This window comes from Streptomyces sp. NPDC047014 (assembly GCF_040644195.1).
In the GTDB taxonomy this organism is placed as follows: Bacteria; Actinomycetota; Actinomycetes; order Streptomycetales; family Streptomycetaceae; genus Streptomyces.
The window spans coordinates 13,941-40,838 of the sequence record NZ_JBEYVX010000035.1 but is presented as its reverse complement, the minus strand read 5'-3'; the positions used below and the strand labels follow the sequence as shown (position 1 = coordinate 40,838).

The 26,898-nt window shown below is 74.0% G+C and carries 24 protein-coding genes; 15 read left to right on the top strand and 9 right to left on the bottom strand.

Annotation, left to right across the window (positions count from 1 at the left end; genetic code table 11):
• Positions 1 to 204 precede the first annotated feature (204 nt).
• The 7 genes from cseB (at position 205) to katG (ending at position 11,841) form a co-directional block, all read left to right on the top strand.
• Complete coding sequence (gene cseB / locus ABZ873_RS20005; protein ID WP_360873508.1) at positions 205 to 924, top strand: two-component system response regulator CseB; 720 nt, start codon at positions 205 to 207, stop codon at positions 922 to 924.
• Between the two features lie 5 nt (positions 925 to 929).
• Entirely contained in the window at positions 930 to 2,192 is a 1,263-nt protein-coding gene (locus ABZ873_RS20000) for a HAMP domain-containing sensor histidine kinase (RefSeq protein ID WP_360873506.1), read from the top strand.
• Positions 2,193 to 2,378: 186 nt separating this feature from the next.
• On the top strand, positions 2,379 to 3,122 hold the full coding sequence (locus ABZ873_RS19995; RefSeq protein WP_360873581.1) for an ABC transporter ATP-binding protein: 744 nt from the start codon (positions 2,379 to 2,381) through the stop codon (positions 3,120 to 3,122).
• Positions 3,123 to 3,210: 88 nt separating this feature from the next.
• Positions 3,211 to 5,778 carry an FtsX-like permease family protein gene (locus ABZ873_RS19990; protein ID WP_360873503.1) on the top strand — a complete coding sequence of 856 codons (2,568 nt, stop codon included), beginning with the start codon at positions 3,211 to 3,213 and terminating at the stop codon, positions 5,776 to 5,778.
• Between the two features lie 64 nt (positions 5,779 to 5,842).
• Entirely contained in the window at positions 5,843 to 7,930 is a 2,088-nt protein-coding gene (locus ABZ873_RS19985; RefSeq protein ID WP_360873500.1) for a DUF4139 domain-containing protein, read from the top strand.
• A gap of 6 nt (positions 7,931 to 7,936) precedes the next feature.
• Entirely contained in the window at positions 7,937 to 9,502 is a 1,566-nt protein-coding gene (locus ABZ873_RS19980) for a mucoidy inhibitor MuiA family protein (RefSeq protein ID WP_360873497.1), read from the top strand.
• Positions 9,503 to 9,651: 149 nt separating this feature from the next.
• Complete coding sequence (katG, locus tag ABZ873_RS19975) at positions 9,652 to 11,841, top strand: catalase/peroxidase HPI (RefSeq protein WP_360873494.1); 2,190 nt, start codon at positions 9,652 to 9,654, stop codon at positions 11,839 to 11,841.
• 47 nt (positions 11,842 to 11,888) lie between these two features.
• On the opposite strand, the gene ABZ873_RS19970 is transcribed toward katG, so the two are convergent.
• Positions 11,889 to 12,920 carry a YncE family protein gene (locus ABZ873_RS19970; protein ID WP_360873491.1) on the bottom strand — a complete coding sequence of 344 codons (1,032 nt, stop codon included), beginning with the start codon at positions 12,918 to 12,920 and terminating at the stop codon, positions 11,889 to 11,891.
• Positions 12,921 to 13,068: 148 nt separating this feature from the next.
• On the opposite strand from ABZ873_RS19970, the gene ABZ873_RS19965 reads away from it, so the two are divergent.
• Both ABZ873_RS19965 and ABZ873_RS19960 read left to right on the top strand, forming a co-directional pair.
• Positions 13,069 to 14,016 carry a LysR family transcriptional regulator gene (locus ABZ873_RS19965; protein WP_360873489.1) on the top strand — a complete coding sequence of 316 codons (948 nt, stop codon included), beginning with the start codon at positions 13,069 to 13,071 and terminating at the stop codon, positions 14,014 to 14,016.
• 30 nt (positions 14,017 to 14,046) lie between these two features.
• Positions 14,047 to 14,913, top strand: coding sequence for an AraC family transcriptional regulator (locus ABZ873_RS19960; protein ID WP_360873486.1), 867 nt, complete (start codon positions 14,047 to 14,049; stop codon positions 14,911 to 14,913).
• Between the two features lie 93 nt (positions 14,914 to 15,006).
• Here ABZ873_RS19960 and ABZ873_RS19955 read toward each other — a convergent pair whose 3' ends face one another.
• Complete coding sequence (locus tag ABZ873_RS19955) at positions 15,007 to 15,672, bottom strand: DUF4360 domain-containing protein (RefSeq protein WP_360873483.1); 666 nt, start codon at positions 15,670 to 15,672, stop codon at positions 15,007 to 15,009.
• A gap of 49 nt (positions 15,673 to 15,721) precedes the next feature.
• A complete protein-coding gene (locus tag ABZ873_RS19950; RefSeq protein ID WP_360873480.1) occupies positions 15,722 to 16,366 on the bottom strand; it encodes a DUF4360 domain-containing protein in 645 nt (214 codons plus the stop codon).
• A 365-nt stretch (positions 16,367 to 16,731) separates the two neighbouring features.
• On the opposite strand from ABZ873_RS19950, the gene argG reads away from it, so the two are divergent.
• Positions 16,732 to 18,177, top strand: coding sequence for an argininosuccinate synthase (gene argG / locus ABZ873_RS19945; RefSeq protein WP_360873477.1), 1,446 nt, complete (start codon positions 16,732 to 16,734; stop codon positions 18,175 to 18,177).
• Between the two features lie 63 nt (positions 18,178 to 18,240).
• On the opposite strand, the gene ABZ873_RS19940 is transcribed toward argG, so the two are convergent.
• The 3 genes from ABZ873_RS19940 to ABZ873_RS19930 all read right to left on the bottom strand — a co-directional run bounded on the left by ABZ873_RS19940 (position 18,241) and on the right by ABZ873_RS19930 (position 20,422).
• A complete protein-coding gene (locus ABZ873_RS19940; RefSeq protein WP_360873474.1) occupies positions 18,241 to 18,774 on the bottom strand; it encodes a hypothetical protein in 534 nt (177 codons plus the stop codon).
• A 363-nt stretch (positions 18,775 to 19,137) separates the two neighbouring features.
• Positions 19,138 to 19,374: a hypothetical protein gene (locus tag ABZ873_RS19935; protein WP_360873471.1), complete on the bottom strand. Its 237-nt coding sequence runs from the start codon at positions 19,372 to 19,374 to the stop codon at positions 19,138 to 19,140.
• Positions 19,375 to 19,555: 181 nt separating this feature from the next.
• Positions 19,556 to 20,422: a 2OG-Fe(II) oxygenase gene (locus ABZ873_RS19930; protein WP_360873468.1), complete on the bottom strand. Its 867-nt coding sequence runs from the start codon at positions 20,420 to 20,422 to the stop codon at positions 19,556 to 19,558.
• A gap of 259 nt (positions 20,423 to 20,681) precedes the next feature.
• Between ABZ873_RS19930 and ABZ873_RS19925 the strand changes: the two genes are divergently transcribed.
• Positions 20,682 to 20,903: a hypothetical protein gene (locus tag ABZ873_RS19925; RefSeq protein ID WP_360873465.1), complete on the top strand. Its 222-nt coding sequence runs from the start codon at positions 20,682 to 20,684 to the stop codon at positions 20,901 to 20,903.
• Between the two features lie 35 nt (positions 20,904 to 20,938).
• Here the strand turns inward: ABZ873_RS19925 and ABZ873_RS19920 are convergent, their stop codons facing one another.
• Entirely contained in the window at positions 20,939 to 22,174 is a 1,236-nt protein-coding gene (locus ABZ873_RS19920; protein WP_360873462.1) for a cation:proton antiporter, read from the bottom strand.
• Between the two features lie 4 nt (positions 22,175 to 22,178).
• Positions 22,179 to 22,649, bottom strand: a complete 471-nt coding sequence (locus ABZ873_RS19915) for a TrkA C-terminal domain-containing protein (RefSeq protein WP_360873459.1) — start codon at positions 22,647 to 22,649, stop codon at positions 22,179 to 22,181.
• 256 nt (positions 22,650 to 22,905) lie between these two features.
• On the opposite strand from ABZ873_RS19915, the gene ABZ873_RS19910 reads away from it, so the two are divergent.
• The 4 genes from ABZ873_RS19910 to ABZ873_RS19895 all read left to right on the top strand — a co-directional run bounded on the left by ABZ873_RS19910 (position 22,906) and on the right by ABZ873_RS19895 (position 26,054).
• Positions 22,906 to 23,865 (top strand): HAMP domain-containing sensor histidine kinase, encoded by a 960-nt coding sequence (locus tag ABZ873_RS19910; protein ID WP_360873457.1) that lies wholly within the window; start codon positions 22,906 to 22,908, stop codon positions 23,863 to 23,865.
• Positions 23,862 to 24,518 carry a response regulator transcription factor gene (locus ABZ873_RS19905; RefSeq protein WP_360873454.1) on the top strand — a complete coding sequence of 219 codons (657 nt, stop codon included), beginning with the start codon at positions 23,862 to 23,864 and terminating at the stop codon, positions 24,516 to 24,518. Before ABZ873_RS19910 ends, ABZ873_RS19905 begins: the two co-directional genes overlap by 4 nt.
• Before the next feature lie 262 nt (positions 24,519 to 24,780).
• A complete protein-coding gene (locus tag ABZ873_RS19900; protein WP_360873451.1) occupies positions 24,781 to 25,404 on the top strand; it encodes a ScbR family autoregulator-binding transcription factor in 624 nt (207 codons plus the stop codon).
• A 218-nt stretch (positions 25,405 to 25,622) separates the two neighbouring features.
• Complete coding sequence (locus ABZ873_RS19895) at positions 25,623 to 26,054, top strand: VOC family protein (protein ID WP_360873448.1); 432 nt, start codon at positions 25,623 to 25,625, stop codon at positions 26,052 to 26,054.
• Between the two features lie 241 nt (positions 26,055 to 26,295).
• Here ABZ873_RS19895 and ABZ873_RS19890 read toward each other — a convergent pair whose 3' ends face one another.
• On the bottom strand, positions 26,296 to 26,850 hold the full coding sequence (locus ABZ873_RS19890) for a TetR/AcrR family transcriptional regulator (RefSeq protein ID WP_360873578.1): 555 nt from the start codon (positions 26,848 to 26,850) through the stop codon (positions 26,296 to 26,298).
• Positions 26,851 to 26,898: the final 48 nt, after the last annotated feature.

The following is a 26,898-nucleotide window of genomic DNA, read 5'->3' as shown; positions in this document are numbered from 1 at the left end:
ATCTGTCGCGTATCAGCGAGGGCTCGATCTCCCGTCGAAGCGAGTACGCCGACGCACCCGCGCAAGGCCCCTGACCTGCACGTTTCCCACCGGATCGGGCCTGGGAGCACCTCCACAGCCCGCCCCGCCACGCCCGTACCCTGCCGTATCGTTCCCTCCGAATCGCCGGCCGCCCCGGCCCGCCCGAAGCAGGAGTCCGTCCCCGTGTCCTCCCCCGTTCGCGTGCTGCTGGTCGAGGACGACGAGCTGATGCGCCGGTCCTTCGCCGTCGCCCTGGAGCGCTACGGCTACACCGTGCGGGCGGCGGCCGACGGACTCACCGGGCTGGAGCTCTTCCGGGAGGAGGAGTTCGACTTGCTGATCCTGGACGTGATGCTGCCCGGCCTGGACGGTATCGGCCTGTGCCGACGGGTCCGCGAGAGCAGCCTCGTACCGGTCCTGATGATGTCCGCGCGCGGCGACGGGCTCGATGTCGTCGCCGGCCTGGAGGCGGGCGCCGACGACTACGTGGTCAAGCCCGTGGACACCTTCGTACTCGTCGCCCGCATCCGCTCCCTGCTGCGCCGGGCCACCTACGCGCCCACCGCCCCGGCGGCCGGGGAACGGCCCGGCCCGCCCTCCGACGGCGGCCCCGGCCCCGGCCTGCTCGTCTTCGGGGACCTGACCCTCGACACCGGCGGCCTGGAGGTCACCCTCGCCGGGGCCCCGGTGGCGCTGACCCCGACCGAGCTCAAGCTGCTGCTGCGGTTCGCCGCCGACCCCGGGGTCGTCCTGGAGCGGCACACCCTGCTGCGCGATGTCTGGGACTACGGCTGGGACGGCGACAGCCGGGTGGTCGACCTGTGCGTGCAGCGGCTGCGCCGGAAGCTGGGCCGCGACCGGATCGAGACGGTCCGCGGCTTCGGCTACAAGTTCAGGCGCTGAGCGCGGTGCCCGCCCTCCGCCGGCCCGGCGCCTCCCTCCCCCGCCCCGGCGCCTCCCTCCGCTGGAAGATCGCCGCGCTGGCCGCCGCCACCGCCTGCCTGGTCGCCGTAGCCGTCGGCGTCCTCGTACACCTGTGGACCGCGCACGACATCCGCGACCGGGCCCGGGCGCGGGCCTTCAACGGCGTGTACGCGGCCATGGAGACCTACCGGCGTACGGGAACCCTCGCGGACGGCGCCGAGCTCGACCCCGAGGGCCTGCCCGCGGCCCTGCGCCGGCCGGCGGACGGCGCGCGGCACACGGCCGACGACGCGCACGTCGAGAACAACGTCGGGCCGAGCGTCTGGGGCGCCCAGCGGGTCGGCGGGCCCGGCAGCCCGGTGCTGGCCGTCCGGGTCAACATGAGCTCGGAGCTGTACGGGCTGCGCCGGCTGGACATGAGCATGGCGGTGGCCTCGCTGGCCGCCCTGGCGGCGGCCGTACCCCTCGCGGTCTACGGGGCGGGGCTGCTCGGGCGCCGGCTGCGCCGGGTATCCGAGACCGCCGTCCGGATCGCCGGCGGCGATCTCGACGCGCGGACCGGGCCGGTCCGGGGCCACGACGAGGTGGCGGGCATCGCCACCACCGTCGACCTCATGGCGGACAGCCTCGCCCGGCGGCTGCGCACCGAGCGCCGGTTCACCGCGGACGTGGCGCACGAGCTGCGCACGCCCGTCGGCGGGCTGCTCGCCGCCACCGATCTGCTGCCGCCCGGCGAGACCGAGGACCTGCTCCGGGCCCGGGTACGGGACCTGCGCGGGCTCGTCGAGGACCTGCTGGAGATCTCCCGCCTGGACGCGGGCGCCGAGCAGGCCGTACGGGCACGGGTGCCGCTGGGCGAGGTGGTCCGGGAGGCCGTGGCGCGCACCGGATTCGCTACGGCGGTCATGGCCGGGGAGGCGCCGGAAGGGCCGGTGGAGACCGATCCGCGCCGCCTCGAACGCATCGTCGGCAATCTCGTCACCAACGCCCACCGGCACGGCCGGGCTCCGGTGGAGGTGACCGTCGCGGGCCGGACCGTCGTCGTACGCGACCACGGCCCCGGCTTTCCCCCGGACCTGCTGCGCGAGGGGCCGCGCCGCTTCCACACGGGCGCGGCGGAGCGCGGCTCCGGCCACGGCCTGGGGCTGACCATCGCCCTGGGCCAGGCCCGGCTGCTCGGCGCGGAACTGGTCCTGGCCAACGCCCCGGACGGCGGCGCCGTCGCCACCCTGCGCCTGCCCTCCTGACCCCCGGGGGCGAGCCGGCTCGTACACAACCGCCGCACACCGGCGCGCGGACCGATACACGCCGGTCCAGGCACCGATACACAGCCCGGACACCCTTCGAAGTGCACCGACCCGCACCCCGAAGAGGAGTCCCCGCCCGTGACCGCCGCACCCTTCGACACTCCCGCGCCGCACCCCGCGCCCGCCGTGACCACGGCCCCGGCCGCCGCCTCCACCACCGGCCTGACCAAGTCCTACGGCAGCGGCGACACCCGTGTCGTGGCCCTGGACCGGGTCAGCATCGCCTTCCGGGAGGGCGAGTTCACCGCCATCATGGGCCCCTCCGGCTGCGGCAAGTCCACCCTCATGCACTGCGCCGCCGGGCTGGACTCCGCCGACTCCGGTTCCGTCCGCATCGGCACCACCGAACTGGGCGGCCTGAACGACCGGCAGCTCACCGAGCTGCGCCGGGACCGGATCGGCTTCATCTTCCAGGCGTTCAACCTGCTGCCGACCCTGACGGCCCTGGAGAACATCACCCTCCCCCTGGCCATCGCCGGCCGCCGCCCCGACCCGCGGTGGCTGGAGCGCGTGGTCGCCATGGCCGGGCTGTCCCAGCGCCTCGGCCACCGGCCCGGCCAGCTCTCCGGCGGGCAGCAGCAGCGCGTGGCCGTGGCCCGCGCCCTGGTCTCGCGGCCCGCGATCGTCTTCGGGGACGAGCCCACCGGGAACCTCGACTCGCGCGCCGGGGCCGAGATCCTGGGCTTCCTGCGCGACTCGGTGCGCGAACTCGGCCAGACCGTGGTGATGGTGACCCACGACCCGGTCGCCGCCGGCTACGCGGACCGGGTCGTCTTCCTCTCCGACGGCCGGCTGGTGGACGAGCTGGTCCGCCCCACCCCGGACCGGGTGCTGGACCGGATGAAGTCCCTCGACACCCGCGCCCGCTGATCCCGGCTCCGCACACCCCGCCCGAGCGATCCCCCGAGCAGTCCCCCGATCCACCGATCCCCCGATCCCCGTACCCGAAAGCCCCTCCATGCTGAGAACAGCCCTGCGCAACGTGCTGGCGTACAAGGCCCGTCTGGCCATGACCGTCCTCGCCGTCTGCCTGGGTGTCGCCTTCGTCTGCGGCACCCTCGTCTTCGCGGAGTCCTCCGCCGCGGCCTACCGTGCCGCCGCCTCCAAGGACTTCGCCGGGATCGCCCTCACCGTCACCCCGAAGCCCGCCCCGCCCGGCGCCGCGCCGGACGAGGCCCCGGGGGTGCTCGACGACGCCCTGGTGCGCACGCTCGCCGGGATCCCCGGTGTGGCCTCCGTACGCCCCTCCGTCGACGGCTCGGCCACCCTCAACGCGGCCGACGGCGCTCCGCTGCGGGCCGGGAAGGCATGGGCGAACCTGGCCACCGCCCATCTGCCGGGCCCGGACGGTACGGATCCCAGGCATCCGGTGGTCGAGGGGCGCGCCCCCCGCGGCGGCGAGGAACTGGCCGTGGACCGCGGCACCGCCGCCGCCGGCGGATACCGGATCGGGGACACCGTCACCCTGGCCACCGACGGGCCGGTCCTGCGCAAACGGCTCGTCGGCATCGTCTCCACCCGGGACACCCGGGTGACCTCGGGCGGCACCCTCACCGTGTTCGACGCGGCCACCGCCCAGCAGCTCTTCGCCTCCGCCGGGCAGTACACCTCCGTCGACCTCGCGGCCGCGCCCGGCACCGACCCGCACCGGCTGTCCGAGCGGGTCACCGCCGCCCTGCCGGCCGGCCGGGCGGAGACCATCAGCGGCGCCGCCCAGGCCGCGCAGCAGGCCACGTACCTGGACACGCTGACCCGGGGCCACCAGAAGCTCCCGATGGTCTTCGCCGGGGTCTCGCTCTTCATCGGCTCCTTCCTCATCGTCAACACCTTCACCATGCTCGTCTCGCGGCGGACCCGGGAGATCGCGCTGCTGCGGGCCATCGGGGCCACCCGCCGCCAGGTGGTGCGGTCCGTCCTGTGGGAGGCGGTGCTCGTCGGCCTCGCCGCGTCGGGGGCGGGCTTCCTGCTCGGCCTCGGGATCGCCGCCGTCCTGCCCGGTCTGCTGAGCACCTCTCAGGACGTGCTGCCGCGCGGGCCGCTGGTGATCGGCCCGTTCCCCGTCGTGGCGGCGCTGTTCGTGGGGGTCGGCGTGACGGTGCTCTCCGCGTGGCTGCCCTCCCGCAGGGCCGCGAAGGTGGCGCCGATCGAGGCGCTGCGGGCCGCCGAGCAGCCGCCGGGCGCGACCGCCTCCCGGGTCCGGGCCGTGGCGGGGCTGCTCCTGCTGGTGCCCGGAGGCGGGCTGCTGGTGTCGCTGACGGGGGCGGAGGACGCCTCCGAGGCCAACCTGCGCAGCGCCCTGTCGGGGTGTGCCCTGCTCCTGGTGGCGCTGATCGTGCTGGCGCCGCTGCTGGCCGCGCCCGTGATCCGGCTCGGTGCCCGGCTGACCGACCGCTTCGGGATCGCCGGCCGGCTCGCGCGGGAGAACGCCCTGCGGGACCCCCGGCGCACCGCCGCCACCGCCTCCGCGCTGATGATCAGTACGGCCCTGGTGTCGGGGCTCGCCGTCATCGGCCACTCCGGCGGGCAGGCCCTGGACCGGCAGGCGGCGGCCGGGCTCGGCGCCGACTACGTGATCGGCAGCAGCACCCCCACCACCTCCGTGGACCCGGCCTCCGAGCAGCGCGTGGCCGCCGTGCCCGGGGTGCGGACCGCGGTGGCCGTGACCGACTCCGTGCTCTTCCGTACCGGCGGCGGGGTCCGGGCGATCGCGGGCGTCGATCCGGCCACCGTGGACTCCGTCCTGCGGCTGGACTTCGCCGCCGGCTCCGCGAAGGACCTCGGGCCCGGCCGGATCGCCGTCTCGCGGAGCCTCGCCCGCGAGCAGCACCTGGAGGTGGGCAGCCGCTTCGAGGCCCGGATCGGCCGCGCCCAGCAGCCGAGGCCCTACTCGGTCGTGGGCGTGTACGCGGACAACCCGGCCGCCGGTGACCTGCTGGGCGCGCGGGCCGAGGTACGGGAGGACGCCTTCCGGCCCGGCTCCGTGCAGCGGATCCTCGTCCGCACCGAGCCCGGCGCGGTCTCCGAGGCCACGGCCGCCCGGCTGCGCGCCGCCGTCGGCGACAGCCCTCTGGTACGGGTGCGGGACCGCGGGCAGATCGTCGCGGAGGCGGCCGGCTCCCTGGCCGGCCTGCTGACCCTGATGTACGGACTGCTCGCCATCGGCGCCGTGATCTCCGCCCTCGGCATCGTCAACACCCTGGCCATGTCGGTCGCGGAGCGTACCCGCGAGATCGGTGTGCTGCGCGCCATCGGGATGGACCGGGCGGGGATCCGCCGGACGATCCGCCTGGAAGCGGTGGCCGTGGCCGCCTTCGGCACCCTTCTGGGCCTGGCGGGCGGCCTGTTCGCCGCGTGGGCGGTCGGCGCCCTCGCCAACGGGGCGCTGCCGCAGTACGCGTTGGTGCTGCCCTGGGGAACGCTGCTGCTCGTCACCGCGCTGTCCCTGCTGACCGGGGCCCTCGCGGCGGCCGTTCCGGCCCGCCGGGCGGCCGCCCTGAGCCCGCTGGAGGCCGTGGCCCGGACGTGACGCACCGGCCCGGACCTGCGGAGCGTAGGCTTCGCTCAGCACGGACGCGACGGGGGCGGGGCATATGACGGTGGGTACGGCGCAGCGGTGGGCTTCGACCCTCGATTCGGTCGTGGTGTACGCGCAGGGCGCGCTCTGCCGCCGCCTGGTCCGGGGCGTGGTCCCGCCGGACGGCCGGGTTCGGGTGACGGGTCTGCCGCGTTCGCTGGACCCGGCCTCGCTGCGGGCGGCCGTGCCGGACGGTTCCGGGATCCGCGTCACCGAGGCCCGGGTGGAGGTCGAGGCCGGGCCCGTGTCGGCGGAGGCCCCCGAGGGGCTGCGGGACGAGGTGGAGCGGCTGCGGGACGCCTGCGCGGCGGCCCGGGCCCGCCGGGACCGGCAGCGGGGTCTGATCGCGGAGGTCACGGGCCTGCGCCCGGTCCCGCCGGCCGCCCGGCCCGAGGACCCGCACCGGCGTACGCCCGTCGACGCGTGGCTGGCGCTCGGGGACTTCGTGGAGGAGCGGCTGACGGGGCTGCACGCGCGCCTCACCGAGCTGGAGGAGGCGGTCCGCCTCGCGGAGCACGCGCTCGGCGTCGCCTCCGACCGCCTGGCCCGCGCCTCCACGGACGCGCCGGAGGCACATGTGGAGACCTCCGTCTGCGCGGTGCTGAACCTCGACGTCACTGGCGCCGCCGCCGGGGCGGAAGTGGAACTGGAGCTGGAGTACGGGGTTCCGGGTGCCGTCTGGGTGCCCACGTACCGGCTGACGCACCGCCAGGGCGACGGTACGGGGCAGCTGGTGCTGCGCGCCTCCGTGGCCCAGCGCACCGGCGAGGACTGGACCGGCGTACGCGTCGCCCTGGCCACCGCCGACCTGAACCGCCGTACCGATCTGCCCCGGCTGCGGTCGATCCGCGTGGGACGCCGCCAGCACGAGCCGACGCCGCCCGGCTGGCGCGAGCCCCCGGCGGGGCTCGCCGACCTGTTCACCGGCTACCAGGCGGCCGGCCCGCGCCGTATCCCGGCCACCGCCCCGGCCATGCCCGCCGCCACCGCGGCCGTACCGCTCCCGCCGCCCGCGCCCGTTCCCGTACCGGCTCCCGCGCCCCAGGCGTACGGGGCTGCGCCCGCCCCGGCGGCTCCCGGCGGGCCGCATCCCGACGCCTTCGGCGGGGGCGCCCTGCCCGATCCGGGCCAGCCGATGCTGTCGGCCATGCCGGGCCGCCCGGCCGGTGGCGCGGGCGGCGGGATCTTCGCCGCCCCCGGTGCCCCGGTCGCGCGGGCCCGGTCCGGCGCTCCCGCCGCCGCGCCGCGGCCCGCCCCGGTTCCCGGCCCGCCGCAGCCGAGCGGTGCCGAACTGGACTACGCCGCGCTGGTGCTGGCCGGCCCGGACGAGTCCGCCGCCCGCCGCGGCCGGCTGTTCCCCGGCGCGCCCGCCGACCCGGTCGCGGTGGCGCAGCGCCGCCGCGCCGAAGCGGTGGGCTCGCTGGCGCTGCCCGGGTACGCCGTGCGGCCGCGCGAGTCGGCCGGTTCCTTCGACCACCGCTTCGACGCGGCCGCCCGCGCCGACATCCCCTCGGACGGCACCTGGCACACCGTCACCGTCGCCGAGATCCCGGTCGGCCTGCGCACCGAGTACCTGTGCGTGCCGTCCGTGGAGCAGACCGTGTACGCGACGCTCGTGCTGTCCAACGCCACCGGCCAGGCGCTGCTGGCGGGCCCGGTGGAGGTCACCGTCGACGACGAGTACCTGCTGACCGCGGCTCTGCCCACGCTCGCCCCCGGCGGGGTCAGCCGGGTGGGGCTCGGCCCGGCGGAGGGCGTCCGGGTCACCCGGCGGGCGAACCTGCTGGAGTCCACCGCGGGCCTGCGCAACAACATCACCGTGCTCGATCACCGCGTCCACGTGGAGCTGGCCAACCGGCTCGCGCGGCCCGTCACCGTCGAGGTCCGCGAGCGGGTCCCCGTCACCACCGAGGCGGACGTCCGGATCGAGGAGCGCGCCGACTGGACGGCACCCGAGCCCGGCACCGGCCCGGAGCACCACGCCCCGGGCATCCGCGTCTGGCGGGTGGAGCTGCCCGCCGGCGGCACCACCGCCCTCGACGGCCGCTACGAAATCCGCATACCGGCCGGCAAGGCCCTGGTCGGCGGCAACCGCAGGAGCTGACACACCATGTCCACGGCCCCGAAGCCGATCGCCCTTCCCGTCACCGCCGTCACCTGCCTGGAGGACCGCGCCCACGTCGAACGGAGCACGGTGCTGGAGCTGGAAGCCGGCGTACGGCGCCTGCGCCTCGGCCCGGTCAGCGCGCTGGCCGTCGACCGCACCCTGCACGCCGAGGTCACCGCCGGCCAGCCGGTCACCGTGCTCGACGTACGCATCGTCCGCGGCTGGACCCCGCGCGGGCCGGTGCCCTCGGCCGAGGACGACTCCGCTCTGCGCCTGCGCGTCCACGCCCTGGAGGCGGAGCGTGTCACCCTCGGGCAGCAGCGGGACCGGCTGCACGCCCGGCTCGACCTGCTCGGGCGGCTCGCCGCCGATCTGCTCCGGGAGATCGCGGAGGGCGCCGGCTCCGGGGAGAGCGAGGGCCCGCGCTGGGCCCGCAAGCTCGACCGGGTGGACCGGGAGCGCGACGAGCACGGCGAGCAACTGCGCCTGGTGGAAGCCCGGCTGGCGGATCTCGCCGTGGAACTCGGCGACACCGAGCGGGCCATGGCGCTGTCGGAGGAGGAACCGGCCGAGCTGGTGGGCCACATCGAGCTGACCGTGGACGCGGCGGCCGCCGGTCCGGCCTCGCTGCGCCTGACCCACCTCGTGCCCTGCGCCCTGTGGCGGCCCGCCTACCGGGCCGTGCTCGACGGGGACGCGCTGACCCTGGAGACCGACGCCATGGTCTGGCAGCGCACCGGCGAGGACTGGTCGGGCGTACGGCTGACCCTGTCGACGGCCCGGTCCTCGCTGGCCACCGATCCGCCGCGGCTGGGCGAGGACCGGCTGACGCTCAAGGACCGCACGGCGGCGGAGCGCCGCACGGTCGACGTCGAACTGCGCGAGGAGGAGATCGGGGACCTCGGCCCGGCGGCCCGGGTCGTGGGCCTGCCCGGGGTGGACGACGGCGGGGAGGCGCGGGTGCTGGAATCCCCCGCGCCGGTGTCGGTACGCTCGGACGGGCGCGCCCACCGGGTCCCGCTGTCCGCCTTCACCACCGCCGCGAGCAGTGAGTACGCCTGCTCCCCGGAGCTGTCCCCGCTGGTCACGCAGGTGGTCCGGGCCGAGAACCGCTCGGGGCACGCGCTGCTCGCCGGTCCGGTGGACCTGGTGCGCGGCAGCGGGTTCACCGGGCGCGGGACGCTGGACTTCACCGCCCCCGGGGCCCCGGTCGAGCTGGCCTTCGGCAGCCGCGACGACCACCGGGTGGTCCGGGAGGCCGAGGAGTCCCGGGACGCGTCCGGCTTCGGGCAGCGCACGGTGGTCACCCGTACGGTGAAGCTGTCGCTGTCGCGGTTCTCGGCCCCCGGGGAGCAGGAGGAGCGCGTGGTCTCCGTACGGGAGCGGATCCCGGTCTCCGAGGTGTCGGCGGTGGAGGTGCGGCTGCGCCAGGAAGCCTGCTCGCCCGCGCCGGACGCGGTCGACGCCGAGGGCATCGTCCGCTGGGACGTGCCGCTGCCGCCCGGGGGGCGGCGTACGGTCACGCTGGTGTACGAGCTGGCGGCGAGCGGCAAGGTCGCCGGTATCTGAGCGGCCCCTGCGTGTTCTCTCAGCTGTGCGGTCCCCCGTGCGCGACCATTTGGACGCCGAGTCGGAATCCCGGACACCGGATACAGCGCCGGGGTCGCGGGCGGGCGGACCCGGCGGACGGATACCGCGCGACAGGAAGAAGGACGGACGTGTCCGGCAGCGAGAGCGAGAACCCGGCAATCCCCTCCCCGGCCCCCACGGCGACCCGCCCCAGGACGAACCGCGACTGGTGGCCGAACCAGCTGGACCTCCAGGTCCTCCACCAGCACTCGCCGCAGGCCAGTCCGATGGACGAGGACTTCGACTACGCCGCCGAGTTCGCGACCCTGGACGTCGAGGCGCTCAAGCGGGACGTCTTCGCGGTGATGACGGACTCGCAGGAGTGGTGGCCCGCCGACTACGGCCACTACGGACCGCTCTTCATCCGGATGAGCTGGCACGCGGCGGGCACCTACCGCATCGAGGACGGGCGCGGGGGCGGCGGTTCCGGCGCCCAGCGCTTCGCGCCCCTCAACAGCTGGCCGGACAACGCCAGCCTGGACAAGGCGCGCCGGCTGCTGTGGCCGGTGAAGCAGAAGTACGGACGGAAGATCTCCTGGGCGGACCTGCTCGTCTTCGCCGGCAACTGCGCGATGGAGTCCATGGGGTTCAAGACCTTCGGATTCGGTTTCGGCCGTGAGGACATCTGGGAGCCGGAGGAGATCTTCTGGGGGCCGGAGGACACCTGGCTCGGCGACGAGCGCTACAGCGGCGACCGGGAACTCACCGGGCCGTTCGGCGCCGTCCAGATGGGCCTGATCTACGTCAACCCGGAGGGCCCGAACAGCAATCCGGACCCGCTCGCCGCCGCCCGCGACATCCGCGAGACCTTCGGCCGCATGGCGATGAACGACGAGGAGACCGCCGCGCTCATCATCGGCGGCCACACCTTCGGCAAGTGCCACGGCGCGGTCGACCCCTCGTACATCGGCCCGGAGCCGGAGGCCGCGCCCGTCGAGCAGCAGGGCTGCGGCTGGCGCAACACCTACGGCAGCGGTGTCGGCGCGGACGCCCTCACCAGCGGGCTGGAGGGCGCCTGGACCTCCGAGCCGACCCGGTGGGACAACGGCTACCTGGACAACCTGTTCCGCTACGACTGGGAGCTGACGACCAGCCCGGCGGGCGCCAAGCAGTGGACCCCCACGGACCCGGCGGCCCGGGACACCGTGCCCGACGCGCACGACCCGTCCCGGCGGCACGCCCCGATGATGCTCACCACGGACCTCTCGATGAAGCTGGACCCCGTCTACGGGCCGATCTCGCGCCGCTTCCACGAGAACCCGGACCAGCTCGCGGACGCCTTCGCCCGTGCCTGGTACAAGCTGCTGCACCGCGACATGGGCCCGCTCTCGCGCTACCTCGGCCCCTGGATCCCCGAGCCGCAGCTGTGGCAGGACCCGGTCCCGGCGGTCGACCACGAGCTGGTGGGCGGCGGGGACGTGGCCGCCCTCAAGGGCACGGTCCTGGGCTCGGGGCTGTCCCTCCCCCAGCTGGTCACCACCGCCTGGGCCTCGGCGGCGAGCTTCCGCGGCACCGACAAGCGCGGCGGGGCCAACGGGGCGCGGATCCGGCTGGCGCCGCAGAAGGACTGGAAGGTCAACGACCTGCCCGAGGTGTCGGAGACGGTCGCGGCCCTGGAGCGGATCCAGCAGGACTTCAACGGCTCCCAGGCGGGCGGCAAGCGGATCTCCCTCGCCGACCTGATCGTCCTGGGCGGCTGCGCCGCCGTGGAGCAGGCGGCGAAGAACGCCGGGCACGAGATCACGGTCCCCTTCTCGCCGGGACGCACGGACGCCTCGCAGGAGCAGACCGACACGGAGTCCTTCGCGGTGCTCGAACCGCGCGCGGACGGCTTCCGCAACTACCTCAAGGCCGGGGAGAAGCTGTCCCCGGAGACCCTGCTGCTGGACCGGGCCAACCTGCTGACGCTCACCGCCCCCGAGATGACCGTCCTGATCGGCGGTATGCGGGCCCTGGACACCGGCTTCGAGCGCTCCCGGCACGGGGTGCTCACGGACCGGCCGGAGGCGCTGACGAATGATTTCTTCGTCAACCTGCTCGACATGGGGACGCAGTGGAAGGCGTCCGCCACAGCGGAGAACGTGTACGAGGGCCGGGACCGCGCCACCGGTGAGTACAAGTGGTCCGCGACCGCCGTGGACCTCGTCTTCGGCGCGAACTCCCAGCTCCGCGCGCTGGCGGAGGTGTACGCCGCCAAGGACGCGGGCGAGAAGTTCGTCCGGGACTTCGTCTCCGCCTGGGACAAGGTGATGAACCTGGACCGCTTCGACCTGGTCTGAGCCGCCCGGCCCCCGGCGCCCCCGTGGGCGCCGGGGGCCGCCGTGCGTCAGGCGCCGGGGGCCGGGATGTAGGCCAGCCCGTGCGCGCCCGCCTCGCCCCGGCACTCCACGTCCAGGGTCGCCACCACCTCCAGCTTCGGCAGGTCCACCACGGTGACCGTGCTGGAGGTGACGGCGGAGACGTAGCCGTACCGGCCGTCCGGCGAGGAGGCGATCGTCAGGGGGAAGGCCCCCACCTCCACCTGGCCGCGCTCGGCGCCGTCCGCCCCGTACACGTGCAGCAGCCCCGGCGCGGGCGCGCCCGCCCGCAATCCGGTCTCCTGTACGCGCAGTTCACCGGCGAGCAGCAGGTCCGTGGCCGTGACGTGCACGGGGAAGACCACGCCGTCGGTGCGGTGCGTGCGGACGACGGCCCCGGTGGCGGTGTCGATGACGCGCACCCCGGCGTCCGGCACCGGCCCGCGCATCCCGAACTCGCCCTTGGGGGCGGCCGCGTAGACGAAGCGCCCGTCGCGCGAGACGGCGATGCCCTCGCTGCCGGGTACGGGGATCCGCCCGGCCGGGCCCGTCCCGTCGGTGCCGGCCACCGAGAGGAACGGCGCCTCCTTGTTCGCGCTGTAGGCACGGGTGCCGTCCGGGGTGAGGGCGAACCAGTGCGGCCCGAACGCCCCGACGGGCACCCGGCGTACGGGCTTGAGGGAGTCGGCGTCGAGGGCGATCAGGGCGCCCTCCTCGGCCTCGTACGCCTCCACGCTCAGCCAGAGCAGGCTGCCGGAGGGGTCGAGGGCGATGCCGTGCGGGGCGCGTTCCGGCGAGAGGTCGACGATGTCGAGGATCCGGCGGCGGTCGGGGTCGATCACGACGAGCTCGTGGGCGCGGGCGGTGTTGGCGCGGTAGTAGCCCGAGCGGTAGGTGATGGTGGCGTAGAGCCGCCGGCGTACGGGGTCGAAGCACAGCTCGTGCGGCTCGCTGGGGACCTCCAGCACGCCGAGCGGGCGGAAGCCGGAGGCGTCGAAGAAGGCGACGGAGGGGCCGGTCTGGCTGGCGACGGCGAGGACGTCGTGCGTGTTCTGTGTCATGGCCCGAGCCTGCGGGACCTCGCGGATTGACTCCAGTGCAGGTATGGCAAGGTGTCATTGCGCCGGACGAAATGACACCGGTCGCGCGGGCCTTGGGCGTGCGGGGCTGTGAGGGGGGACACATCGCGTGGACGGGATCGGCAGGTCCATGGACCTCAATCTGCTGGTGGCGCTGGACGCGCTGCTGGAGGAGGAGAGCGTCACGGGGGCGGCGGCCCGGCTGCACGTGTCCGCGCCCGCCATGAGCCGTACCCTCGGGCGGATCCGCGCCGCCCTCGGCGATCCCGTGCTGGTGCGCGCCGGGCGGCACCTCGTCCCGACGCCCCGGGCGGTCGAACTGCGGCCGCGCGTACGGGCCGTGGTCGCCCAGGCGCGGGCCCTGCTGCTGCCCGAGCCGGTCACGGATCCGGCGCGGCTGACGCGCGAGTTCACCGTCCAGGCGGGCGAGGCGGTGCTCGCCGGGCTCGCCCCGCGGCTGGTCGGGGCCGTCGCCGCCCAGGCGCCGGGGGTCACCCTGCGGTTCATGCCCGAGGCGCTGGAGGGTACGCCCGCGCTGCGCGAGGGACGGCTCGACCTGGAGATCGGCGTGATCGGCCACGCCGACCCGGAGACCCGTGTGGAAGCCCTCGGCCGCACGCGGGTCCTCGCCGCCGTACGGGCCGGGCATCCGCTGGCGGCCCGTACGGCGGTGAGCGCGCGGGCCTTCGCCGCGGCGGACCACATCGGGGTGTCCCGGCAGGGGCGGGTCCGGGGCCCGATCGACGAGCGGCTGGCCGCACTCGGGCTGCGGCGGCGGGTGGTGGCCGTGGTCCCGGGCTGGTCCGCGGCGCTGCTGCTGTGCCGGGAGACGGACCTGGTCGCCCTGGTGCCGGCCGACTCCGCGGCGTACCACCGGGAGGTGCTGGGGCTGCACACGTTCGAGATACCGCTGGAGCTGCCGGAGGTGGCCGTCGGCATGGCCTGGCATCCGCGCAACGACGCCGACCCGGAGCACGGCTGGCTGCGCGACCGGGTCCGGGCGGCCTGGCCGCTGGACGGCCGCACCCGACCGCAGCGGGCACCGGATGTCGGGTCCGGGCGGGCGGACGGCTCCTAGCGTGAGCGGTGGAAAGGGAAGGAGACCCGGGTGCTGGAGCAGGTGAACCAGGCCATGGAGCACATCGAGGAACGCCTCGACCAGCGGATCGAGGCGGCCGACCTGGCACGGATCGCGATGACGTCGGAGTACCACTTCCGGCGGCTGTTCTCCGCGCTGGCGGGGATGCCGCTGTCGGAGTACATCCGGCGCCGGAGGCTGACCGTGGCGGGCGCCGAGGTGCTGGCCGGGGAGCGGACCCTGCTGGAGATCGCGGTGCGGTACGGCTACTCCTCCGGGGAGGCGTTCGCGCGCGCGTTCCGCGCCCTGCACGGGGTCGGCCCCGGCGAGGTCAGGCGGCACGGCGCGAGCCTGCGGTCCCAGCCGCGGATGTCCTTCCGTCTCGTCGTCGAAGGGAGCAGCAGCATGGAGTACCGGATCGTGGAGAAGGAGGCGTTCCGGGTGGTCGGCCGGAGGGCGCGGGTGCCGCTCGTGCACGAGGGCATGAACCCGGCCATCGCGGAGTTCGTCCGGGGCATCGCGCCGGAGGAGCTGCGGCGGGCGGAGAGCCTGTCCGACCAGGAGCCGCGCGGGATCGTCTCGGCGAGCGACAAGCTCGACGGCAGCCGCGCCGAGGGCACGGAACTCGACTACTGGCACGGGGTGGTGACCGCCGCCGAGGCGCCCGCGGACCTGGACGCGCTCGCAGTCCCGGCCGGGACCTGGGCCGTCTTCGCGAGCTCGGGGCCCTTCCCGCAGACGCTCCAGTACGTGTGGCGGGACGTTTTCACCCAGTGGTTCCCCTCCAACCCGTACCGCACCCGGCCCGGCCCGGAGATCCTGCGAACCCGGCTGTCGCCGGACGGGACACGGGCGGACGCGGAACTGTGGATCCCGGTGGAGAGGGTCCCGGCCTGAGCGGCCCCACAGGGACCGGACGGGCCGCCCGCCGCCGCCCGGCCCTCGGGGCGGGCGGCGGCGGGCGGGGGGGGCGAAGTCGAGGGATCGGGGTCAGGGGGTCGGGCAGACGCGCCAGGCGAGGTGGTAGAGGGTGTTGACGCTGGCGTCGGTGGAGTCCATCGCCATGAAACTGGTGGCCTGCGGGCTGGAGGTGCCGGCGTTCACCCGCAATTCGGTGTTGATGTTGAAATTGCGTTTTTCGCCGCAGGGCGCCCAGACCAGATCGGCGTATTCCGTCTTGTCCGTCGACTGCCAGTTGTCATTCAGCGGGCCGTTGAAGGTATGGGTGCGCTGGGAGGTCTGCGGCATTCCCTGGAAGTAGTAGTTCGCCCGTTCCTGGCCCCACGCCCCGGGCTGGAGGAAGGCGAATCCGCGGTAATCGGCCTGCACGATCGCGTAGGTGAATCCGGAGGGCACATGCACCCGCAGATTGAGCTGGCAGTTCTTCCGGAATCCGGTCGGCGGCGCACCCGGCCCGACCTGCGCCAGGTATTCACTGTAGGTGACGGTGAAGGCGGTGTTGTCCGGGGCCACGGCGACCTCGGCGGTACCCTCGCGGCAGCCGGAGCCGTTGACGGTGGCGAGCTCGATCACGATCTTGTCGGGCGGCGCGACGATCGGCCCGGGCGTGCCCGCCGCGCCCGCCGGGGTGGCGGTGGCGATCAGGGCGGCGGCCGCGCCCGCCGTGAGCAGGGTGCGGGACAGGGAAGGGGACATCGTTGTCACTCCTGACGTACGGGGTCGGGTTCCTGCGCTCCCCTCCGCGTCAGGCGGCGGGACACTGCTTCCACTCGAAGTGGTAGACCGTGCTGACGCTGCCGTCCGTGGAGTCCATGCTCATGAAGCTGAGGGCCTGCGGGCTGGACGTTCCCGCGTAGACCCGCAGTTCGGTGTTGACGTTGAGGTTGCGCTCCTCGCCGCAGGGCGCCCAGACCAGGTCGGAGTACTCCGTACGGTCGCTCGCCTGCCAGTTGTCGCTGTACGGGCCGGTGAACTGGTGGGTGGAGCGGGCCGTCTGGGCCATGCCCTGGAAGTAGTAGTTCGCGCGCTCCTGCCCGTAGGCCCCGCGCTGGAGGTGGGCGAAGCCGCGGTAGTCCGCGCGGGCGATGGCGTACGTGAACCCCTGGGGCACGTGGACCTGGAGGGCCAGTTGGCAGTTCTTGCGGAACTCGGTGCCGCCGGAGCCGGCCCCGGTCTGCGCGAGGTAGTTGCTGTAGGTGACCGTGAAAGAGGTGTTGTCGGAGGCCGTGGCGACGGCGGCGGTGCCCTGCGGGCAGCCCGAGCCGTTGACCCCGACGACGTCGACGGTGATTCTTCCGGGCGGCGTGGGGCCATTGTCCGCGTGGGCGGGCACGGCGAGGGCCGACAATGCGGCGACCACGGCGGCGACGGTGGTTCTGCGGAATGCCATCCGATTCTCTCCATTCACGGGGAGCCCTCCGAATTTGGGCATGCACATGCCACCACGCGGCCCGCACGACGGGGAAGGACGCGTTACGGACAACACCCCCGGGCCCGCCCCGTCCCGCACCCCCTGGCCGGATCCGGCGAGTCCGCCGCGGCCCGCGCACGGCGCCCATCAGCCGCTCCCCCGCTCCGGCGGCCCGCAAGCGGAATCACCCCCGTGGCCACATTGACCGGATTCCGCGAGCACCGGCCCCGTCCGCCGCCCCACCCCACGGACGCGCGCCCTCCGGTCCGGCCGGTTCGGGACCCTCCGCCGCGCTCCCCACCAGCCGCCTTGCATGAAAATGCAGATCAATGCATACTCATCCCATGTCTAAGGTCCTCACCTCCCTCCCGGTCGACGAGCGCGTCGGCATCGCCTTCTCGGGCGGCCTCGACACCTCCGTCGCGGTCGCGTGGATGCGCGACAAGGGCGCCATCCCCTGCACCTACACCGCCGACATCGGCCAGTACGACGAGCCCGACATCGCCTCGGTGCCCGGCCGCGCGAAGACCTACGGTGCCGAGATCGCGCGCCTGGTCGACTGCCGCACGGCGCTGGTGGAGGAGGGCCTGGCCGCGCTGACCTGCGGCGCGTTCCACATCCGCTCGGGCGGGCGGGCGTACTTCAACACCACCCCGCTGGGCCGCGCGGTGACGGGCACGCTCCTCGTGCGGGCGATGCTGGAGGACAACGTCCAGATCTGGGGCGACGGCTCGACCTTCAAGGGCAACGACATCGAGCGGTTCTACCGCTACGGCCTGCTCGCCAACCCGCACCTGCGGATCTACAAGCCCTGGCTGGACGCGGACTTCGTGACCGAGCTCGGCGGCCGCAAGGAGATGTCGGAGTGGCTGCTCGCCCACGACCTCCCCTACCGGGACAGCGCGGAGAAGGCGTACTCCACCGACGCCAACATCTGGGGCGCCACGCACGAGGCGAAGACGCTGGAGCACCTGGACACCGGCGTGGAGACCGTCCAGCCGATCATGGGCGTCCGCTTCTGGGACCCGTCGGTCGAGATCGCCACCGAGGACGTGACGATCGGCTTCGACCAGGGCCGTCCCGTGACGATCAACGGCAAGGAGTTCGAGAGCTCCGTCGCCCTGGTCATGGAGGCCAACGCCATCGGCGGCCGGCACGGCATGGGCATGTCGGACCAGATCGAGAACCGGATCATCGAGGCCAAGAGCCGGGGCATCTACGAGGCCCCCGGCATGGCCCTGCTGCACGCGGCCTACGAGCGGCTGGTCAACGCCATCCACAACGAGGACACCCTCGCGCAGTACCACAACGAGGGCCGGCGGCTCGGCCGGCTCATGTACGAGGGCCGCTGGCTGGACCCGCAGGCCCTGATGGTGCGCGAATCGCTCCAGCGCTGGGTCGGCGCGGCCGTCACCGGCGAGGTGACGCTGCGGCTGCGGCGCGGCGAGGACTACTCGATCCTCGACACCACGGGCCCGGCGTTCAGCTACCACCCGGACAAGCTGTCGATGGAGCGGACCGAGGACTCGGCCTTCGGGCCGGTGGACCGGATCGGCCAGCTCACCATGCGCAACCTCGACATCGCCGACTCGCGCGCCAAGCTGGAGCAGTACGCCTCGCTCGGCCTGATCGGCACCGCGCACCCGGCGATCGGCGCCGCCCAGGCGGCCGCGACCGGGCTGATCGGCACCCTCCAGGAGGGCGGCGCGGAGGCCATCGCCTCGCGCGGCGAGGTCTCGGCCGACGACGAGATGCTGGACCGGGCGGCGATGGAGTCCGGCACGGACTGATCGCGCCGCACCCGGAAGCGGGAGATCCGGCCCGGCGCCCGTAGGCGCCGGGCCGGACGTGTGTCAGAGGGAGCTCTTGGAAGCGCTCGACACGACGCATTCCTTGAACTCGCTGCCGTCGCCCTTGCCCGTGTAGGGCGTCGTGGCCTCGGTCTGGCGGGAGGCGCCGGCCTTGACGGTGAGGCCGCTGACCCGGGCCTGGGCGTCGGCCGCCGCCGCGGTGGCGTCCCCGCGGAACTTCATGGTGATGTTGTAGGTGGAGTCCAGCGAACCGCTGTTGGTCACGGTGATCCTGGCGACCAGGTTCTTGCCCGAGGCGTCCATCTTGCAGGCGTCGATCCTGATGTCCCGCTCGGCCTTGTCCTTGCCGGAGACGCCGGAGGCGGTCGTACCGCCGGAACTGCTGCCGCTCGTGCTGTCGTTGTCGTGGCTGCCTCCGGTGGTGCTGCCTCCGGTGGTGCTGGAGCCGTTGGAGCCCGAACCGGAACTGTGGCTGCTGCCACCGCCGCAGCTGCCGCCGTGGGAACCGCGGGCGCCGGTGAGGGCGATGACGGCTATGCCGAAGACGGCGACTGCCCGGACATGACGAAGTTTCACGCTCTACCCCGTTGCACTGTCAGAATGCGAATGACGCGAATCCCGAGAGGGATACGAAAGGCCCGTTCTTGACGGGCACACGTCACCCTAACAGCGGTTGGGCGCGCTCCGACTCACCTCCGCGCGGCGCCCGTGACCCGTGTCGCGGCCCGTGAGGCGCCGGCCGCCACCGGCTCTTCGGGGACCCGCCCGACCGCCCCTCCGGGTGTACGACGCAACTCCGCCGATCGCGGTTCGCGCGGGCGCCCGGAAAGTTCCGGCGGGCGGACTCCGCGGTCCGGTGCTCCCGCCGAGGGGGTCGGCGCCGCCGGGGGCGCGGGTCCTCGTACAAGCCGGTCGTACCCCGGCGTGGCGGGCGTCGGGTCACTCCGCGAGCACGGCCAGTACGGCCGCCACCACGACGGTGACCACCGACACCGCCACCATCCACTCGCGGGCGTTCCCGGTCGGCCATGCCACGCGGCGCGGCTCCTCCGGCAGCTGTCCGTCGGACTTCCGCAGCTCCAGGCAGCCTCCGCACGTGTCATCGTGCACCAGGGAGTCGAGCCAGTAGTCGCCCTCCAGCGGTGCCTCCGCGAACCGCATGCTCTCTGTGTCCATAACCGGTCAACGGCACAGGCCGCATCACGCCACCGGCAGCGGCCATTCCGAGATCCAATCGTTGCTCGGGGAAAGCGCAACGGGCCGGCCGGGCATACGACAAGGGCTCCGGGACGCGTCCCGGAGCCCTCACCGTGTCACTTCGCTGACCGCCCGGCTCAACGACCGTCCGGGCGGGACGTCACGCTCCCGGCCCGCCCGATGTCTCGGGGAAGCCGAGCCGGGTGCGCGGTCCGGGCCGCGGGAGCGGGACCGGCCGGGCGCCGTCGTGGTCCTCGGTGAGGTCGTGCAGCGGGCGGGTGCCCTCCGCCGCGTCGGCGAGCCACTGCCAGATCCGCGGCGCGGCCGGGTCGGGTGTCCCGGGCGCGGGCTCCTCGCCGGAGATCCAGGTGGTCAGGGTGAAGCGGAAGTCCTGGAACCGGCCGCTGGGGCAGGTGGAGGGGACGACCTCGTGGAAGGCCCCGGCCGGGAAGAAGACGATGGTGTCGTGGTCGGGCTCGACGGTGCGGTAGGACTCGGCGGGCCGGGCCCGGCCGTCGCGCACCACCGTGTCGTAGAGGCGCAGCTGCCCGCCGCCGAAGCCGCGCGGGGTGCGGTGCAGGTAGTACACGGCGGAGACGGCCGTGCTGACGTCCCGTACGCGCGAGGCGTCGGTGTGGATGCCGAAGTGGCCGCCTTCGCCGTGCGCGGTCAGGACGGTCAGCGACCGGGTGAGCGCCGCCCGGCTGCCGATCACGTCCTGGACGAGGGGGAGGCAGTCGGCGAGGTGGGAGCTGAACACCTCGCTGCTGACGGGCAGGACGAGCGAGTCCCGCCCCTTGCGGGACACCTGGCCGGTGAGGGGGTCCAGGACGGTGCCCTGCGCGAACTCCTCCTCCCGGGCGATCGCGTACTCCAGGAGGGCGGCGGCGCGCTCGGCTCCGAGGAAGTTCTCGAAGCGGCAGACGGGTGCAGGTACCGCGAACGCGGGTGACCACTGGTCGGAGGGCGGCAGGACTCGGGGGCTGATTTCCCACGGCGTGGCCGGTTCCATCGTGTATCCGCTCATGGCCCGGAACCGTACGGCGGCGGCCGTCCGCGCCGAAGGAGCACAGGGGGGCGCACGGCAGTGCGCGGGAGTGCACGCGGTGGCGCGCGTCCGTGGGCCGTACGGGCCCCACCGGGCGGGTCGCGCGCCGGGTCGCGGCCGACGGGGGCCGAAGATGGGTGCCGGCCCCGATGTGCGGGGCCGGCGTACCGGGTGATGGTGGGAAAACGGAGCACTCCCGTGACGGAAGTGCACGGAGTCGGGTACGGGAGGAGCAGCGATGCCCCAGCGCGAACCCCATGAGACACACCGGCGGGAGCGGGAGTCCGGGCAGGGCCGGTTCCGGGCCGTACCGGCCCTCGCGCTCGTCCTGGCCCTCGCCGCCGTTGTCGCCGGCGCCGTCCTGCCCCACGGTCTGCTGCTCGCGGCCGGTCTGGTCGCGGCGGCCGTCGCGGTCGGGCGCGACAACGCGCCCGGGCGGGACGGCCGCCGGCTGCCGTGAGGCTCCTGCGGCCTCCGTACGGAAGCGGCGAGCGCTCAGCCGCGCTCGCGCGAGACGGGTTCCGGCAGCGGTTCCACGGCCTCCGGTTCCGGGCCGGCGGGGCGGCGGCCCGCGGAGCGGCGTTCGCCCACCCAGGCCGCGATCGGCTGCGTGTAGCGGGCCGTCAGGGGGCCGACGATGACCAGGATGAGGACGTAGGCGGTGGCGAGCGGGCCCAGCTGCGGTTCGATGCCGGCGGTGACGGCCAGGCCCGCGATGACGATGGAGAACTCCCCGCGGGCGACGAGCGTGCCGCCCGCCCGCCAGCGGCCCTTGACCCCGATCCCGGCCCGCTTGGCGGCCCAGTACCCGGTGGCGATCTTCGTACCGGCGGTGACGAGGGCCAGCGCGAGCGCGGGCAGCAGCACCGGCGGGATGCTCGCCGGGTCGGTGTGCAGGCCGAAGAAGACGAAGAACACGGCGGCGAACAGGTCGCGCAGCGGGCTCAGGAGGGTGTGGGTGCCCTCCGCGACCTCACCGGAGAGGGCGATACCGACGAGGAAGGCCCCGACCGCGGCGGAGACCTGGAGCTGCTGGGCGATCCCCGCCACCAGCAGCGTCAGCCCGAGCACGACCAGCAGCAGCTTCTCCGGGTCGTCGCTGGAGACGAAGCGGGAGATCAGCCGGCCGTAGCGGACGGCGACGAACAGCACGGCGCCCGCGACCCCGAGGGCGATGGCCAGGGTGAGGCTGCCCGCGGCCAGGCTGACCCCGGCGAGCAGTGCGGTGATGATCGGCAGGTACACGGCCATGGCCAGGTCCTCGAGGACCAGGATGCTGAGGATGACCGGGGTCTCGCGGTTGCCGAGCCGGCCCAGGTCCCCCATGACCTTGGCGATGACGCCGGAGGAGGAGATCCAGGTGACGCCGGCCAGGACCACGGCGGCGACGGGCCCCCAGCCCAGCAGCAGGGCCGCGGCGGCGCCGGGCAGGGCGTTGAGGGTGAAGTCGACGAGCCCGGCCGGGTACTGGGTCTTGAGGTTGGAGACCAGATCGCTGGCGGTGTACTCCAGGCCCAGCATCAGCAGCAGGAGGATGACGCCGATCTCGGCGCCGATCGCGACGAACTCCTCGCTGGCGCCGAGCGGGAGGAGGCCGCCGGTGCCGAAGGCGAGGCCGGCGAGCAGGTAGAGCGGGATGGGCGAGAACTTGAGGCGTCCCGCGACCCGGCCGAGGAGGCCCAGACCGAGGATGATCGCCCCGAATTCGATCAGGAAGACGGCGGAATGCACGCGATCACTCCCGGCCGAGTATCTCGGCGGCGGCGTCCACGCCTTCGCGGGTGCCGATGAGGATCAGGGTGTCCCCGCCCGCGAGGCGGAAGTCCGGGGCGGGCGAGGGGCGGGCCTCGGCCCGGCGCAGCACGGCGACGATGGACACGCCGGTCTCGGTGCGCATCCGGGTCTCGCCGAGGAGGCGGCCGTTCCAGTGCGAGTGCGCGGAGAGCTCCACCCGTTCGGCGACGAGGCCCAGGTCGGTGGTGTGCAGGAGGTTCGGGCTGTGGTGCGCCGGCATGAGCGCGTCGATGAGCGAGGCGGTCTCGGGGCCCGTCAGGTGCAGCGATTCCGCGCAGGCGTCCGGGTCGTCGGCGCGGTACAGGTTGACCGTGCGGGTGCCGTCCCGGTGTGCGATGACCGACAGGTTGCGGTGTTCGCGGGTGGTGAGGTCGTACTGGACGCCGATGCCGGGCAGCGGTGTCGTACGCATCCGTGGAGCAGGCACAGCCCATCCCCTTTGTGTTGTGAGCCTTGTGACGGTGGTGCGGCGCGCCCCGGATCCGGGCGGGCGGAAACGGAGCGGCGGGCCTCATGCTGCCATGTCCGGCACGGCGGCGAATATGGGTGTCGGCACGGATGGACAGGGCCGCGGCGGTGTGGTGAGGATGAGGCGGGGAAGTAGGTCCCGCCGCAGGTCAGGGCAGCCTAGCTAGCGGGAACGGGTACGTCCGGAAAGGTGTGGGGCCATGTCGCTGTACTGGCGGATCTTCTTGCTGAACGCCGCCGTGCTGGTCGTCGCGGTCCTGCTGCTGCTCGGTCCGGTGACCGTCTCCACCCCGGTGCTGTTCGGGGAGGCGCTGGTGCTGATGGCCGGGCTGGGCGCGATGCTCGTGGCGAACGCGGTACTGCTGCGGGTGGGGCTGGCGCCGCTCGGGCGGCTGAGCCGGGCCATGGCCACCGTGGACCTGCTGCGGCCGGGTGGCCGGCCGAAGGTCACCGGGGAGGGCGAGATCGCGGAGCTGACCGCGACGTTCAACACGATGCTGGACCGGCTGGAGGCGGAACGGGCCACCAGCAGCGGGCGCGTGCTGTCCGCGCTGGAGGGTGAGCGCCAGCGCATCGCGCAGGAGCTGCACGACGAGATCGGCCAGACGCTGACGGCCGTACTGCTCCAGCTCAAGCACGCCGCCGACCGGGTCCCGGAGCCGGTCCGCGCGGATCTGCACCAGGCCCAGGAGACCACCCGCGCCAGCCTCGACGAGATCCGGCGCATCGCCCGCCGGCTGCGGCCCGGGGTGCTGGAGGAGCTGGGCCTGCACAGCGCGCTGCGCTCGCTGGCCGCCGAGTTCACCACCTCCCGCCTGAGCGCGAGTGCGCACATCACCCCGGGGCTGCCGCCGCTGGACGGGGCCACGGAGCTGGTGCTGTACCGCGTCGCGCAGGAGGGGCTGACGAACGCCGCCCGGCATTCCGGGGCCACCCGGGTGGAGGTGCACCTGCGGCCGGTCCCGGGCGGCGGCACGGGCCTGCTGGTGCGCGACGACGGCCGGGGCCTCGGGGGCGCGCCGGAGGGGGCCGGGATCCGGGGCATGCGGGAGCGGGCCCTGCTGATCGGGGCCGATCTCGCCGTCGGGGCGGGTCCGGCGGGTGGCACCGAAGTCCGCCTGAACGTCACTGCCGACCATCACGAGGGATCCCGCCCATGACCGCACCGGCCCGTATCCTGCTCGCCGACGACCACGCCCTGGTCCGCAGCGGCGTACGGCTCATCCTCGACGCCGAGCCCGACCTGGAGGTCGTGGCGGAGGCCGACGACGGTGCGGACGCGGTGCTCCGGGCCCGTGAGGACCCGGGGCTGGACCTGGCCATCCTGGACATCGCGATGCCCCGGCAGACCGGGCTGCAGGCGGCCCGCGAGCTGTCGCGGCTGCGGCCGGGGCTGCGGATCCTGATGCTGACCATGTACGACAACGAGCAGTACTTCTTCGAGGCGCTCAAGGCGGGTGCCAGCGGGTACGTGCCGAAGTCGGTGGCCGACCGCGATCTGGTGGAGGCGTGCCGCGCGGCCCTGCGGGACGAGCCGTTCATCTATCCGGGTGCCGAGACCACCCTCGTCCGCACCTATCTCGACCGCGCCCGGACCGGCGCGGACCTGCCCGCGCGGCCCATCACGGAGCGCGAGGAGGAGATCCTCAAGCTGGTGGCGGAGGGTCACACCTCGAAGGAGATCGGGGACATCCTGGTCATCAGCGCGAAGACGGTGGAGCGCCACCGGGCCAATCTGCTGCAGAAGCTGGGCCTGCGCGACCGTCTGGAGCTGACCCGGTACGCGATCCGCGTGGGCCTGATCGAGCCCTGAGACCGGCGGTCGGGCAGGTCGGCGGCGGGGGCGTTCCGGTCCATTCGGAGGCAACTCATCCGCAAAAGTGCCCTGTTCGGGCATCCGGCCGATCCCGTACGGCGGGGAATCCGCACCACAAAAGGCACACACGGAAGCGAACCGCTCACGCATTCCACATAAAAGTACCTGTCGACTGGTTTTCTTTCCGGTTACCTGACTACATTGACGTCACACCGCAGCGGAGAGGCTCCGCCGGCCGTACCGGAGGAGGAGAGAAGACGTGGCGAGGGCCAGACAGGAACGGGCCGAGATCACCCGGCAGGCCATCCTCGACGGCGCGGCCACCGCCTTCGACGACTCCGGATTCGAGGGCACCAGCCTCAGCGACGTCGTCAAGCACGCGGGTGTCACCAAGGGCGCCCTCTACTTCCACTTCCCGTCCAAGGAGGCGCTGGCCCGCACCCTGATGGACGAGCAGTTCCAGGTCGCGGACCACATCCCCGGCGTCGAGCACCCGGGGCTCCAGACGATCATCGACCTGACGCACCGGATGGCGCACGGGCTGCGGACCGATGTCCGGATCCGGGCCGGTATCCGCCTGGTCATCGAGTTCGGCTCCTTCACGAGCCCGGACCCCACCCCGTACGACACCTGGATCGCCACCTGCCGCAGCTGCCTGACGCCGGCCCAGCAGCAGGGGGACATCCATCCGGCGGTGGACGTGGAGGCGCTGGCCGCGCTGCTGGTGGGCTGCTTCACCGGCATCCAGGTCACCTCGCACGTGCGGACCCGCCGCGCGGACCTGCACGCGCGCGTCGAGGACCTGTGGAGGTTCCTGCTGCCGACGATCGTCCCGCAGGACCGCCTGGGCCGCTTCCGGCCCGCGGGGACGCCCGTCGAATAACGGCGGCGGGCAGCAGGGCGGTTCCGGTCACGTCGTGGCGAACCACGGGGGTGCTCGCCACGGCGTGACCGGGATTTCCCTGCGCCTGCCGCCGTTCCGATTCCGCGAGGCGCGAACAGACCGGCCGGGACGGGCGTTTCGGCGTGCGCGGACGGGGGCGGGTGGGCGACGGTGGACCCGGCCCGTCCGGCCGCACCGACTCCCGGAGGAGACAGCCCGTGAACTGGACCGTCGAAGTCATCCCCGTGCCCGTCACGGACTTGGACCGCGCGAAGGAGTTCTACGCCGAAAGCCTCGGCTTCCGCGTCGACCTGGACGACGAGGTCTCCCCCGGGGTGCGCGTCATCCAGCTGACCCCGCCCGGCTCCCGCTGCTCGCTCGCCCTCCTGGAGGGCATGCCGCCGTTCCCCGGCACGAAGCCCATGGCACCCGGCACCCTGCACGGCCTCCAGATCTGCGTCACCGACATCGAGGCCGCCCACGCGGGCCTGGTGGAGCGCGGCGTGGAGGTCTCGCCCGTACAGCACATCGGCGCGTCCGGCTGGGAGGAGGGCAAGGGCGGCACCTGGAACTCCTTCATGACCTTCACCGACCCGGACGGCAACGGCTGGACGGTCCAGGAGGCCCCGTCAGAACTGGACGAACGCTGACGCTGCGCGCTGCCCTGTGGCCGGTGGGCCGGTGGGCCGGTGGGCCGGTGGGCCGCTGCCGCGGGAGGGGATGGCGGACAAGGTCCGCCGGGACGCCGAGCGGGCGGCGGCCGGTCTGGCCGATGTCGGAGATCGGGTGGATGGTGCTCCCCGGGTTCCAGGGGTGGAGGTGGCCTTCGCCGGGCGGGCCCTGCGGAGCAACCACTGGGTCGTGGATCCTCGTACGGACCTGCCCCGAGCCTCAGCCGCCGCCGGGGGCGAGGAGGTCGGCGACGAGGTGGCGGGCGTAGGCGGGGGCCAGGCCCTGGGGGCGGAAGAGGATGCGGTACATCAGGGGGGCCACGACCCGGTCGATGACCGTTTCGGCCTCGGGCACCGGCGTCTCGCCGCGTTCGGCCGCGCGCGCGAGGATCAGGCCGATGTGGGCGGCGGCGTAGGCGGAGCACTGGCCGGCGTTGCTGCCGTCGGGGTCGCCGAGCAGGGCGTCGCGGATGTACGTACGGCCGGTGGGCGAGGCCATCTCGTCGAGGAACTGCTCGGCCCAGGCGGTCAGGTCGGCGGTGAGACTGCCGTGGTCGCCGGGGGCGGTGTCGGGGCGCAGCCGCTCGACGGCCACGTCGGACAGCAGCTCCTGGAGGTCCCCCCACCGCCGGTACACGGTCGACGGGGTCACCCCCGCCCGCTGGGCGACCAGCGGCACGGTCAGCGCATCCCGCCCGACCTCCGCGACCAGCGCACGCACGGCTTCGTGCACGGCCGCCTGAACCCGGGCACTCCGCCCGCCGGGACGCACCATCTGCCTGCTCACGGAGCCACCTTAACGCGAATCTGTTGCGTCTAGGGC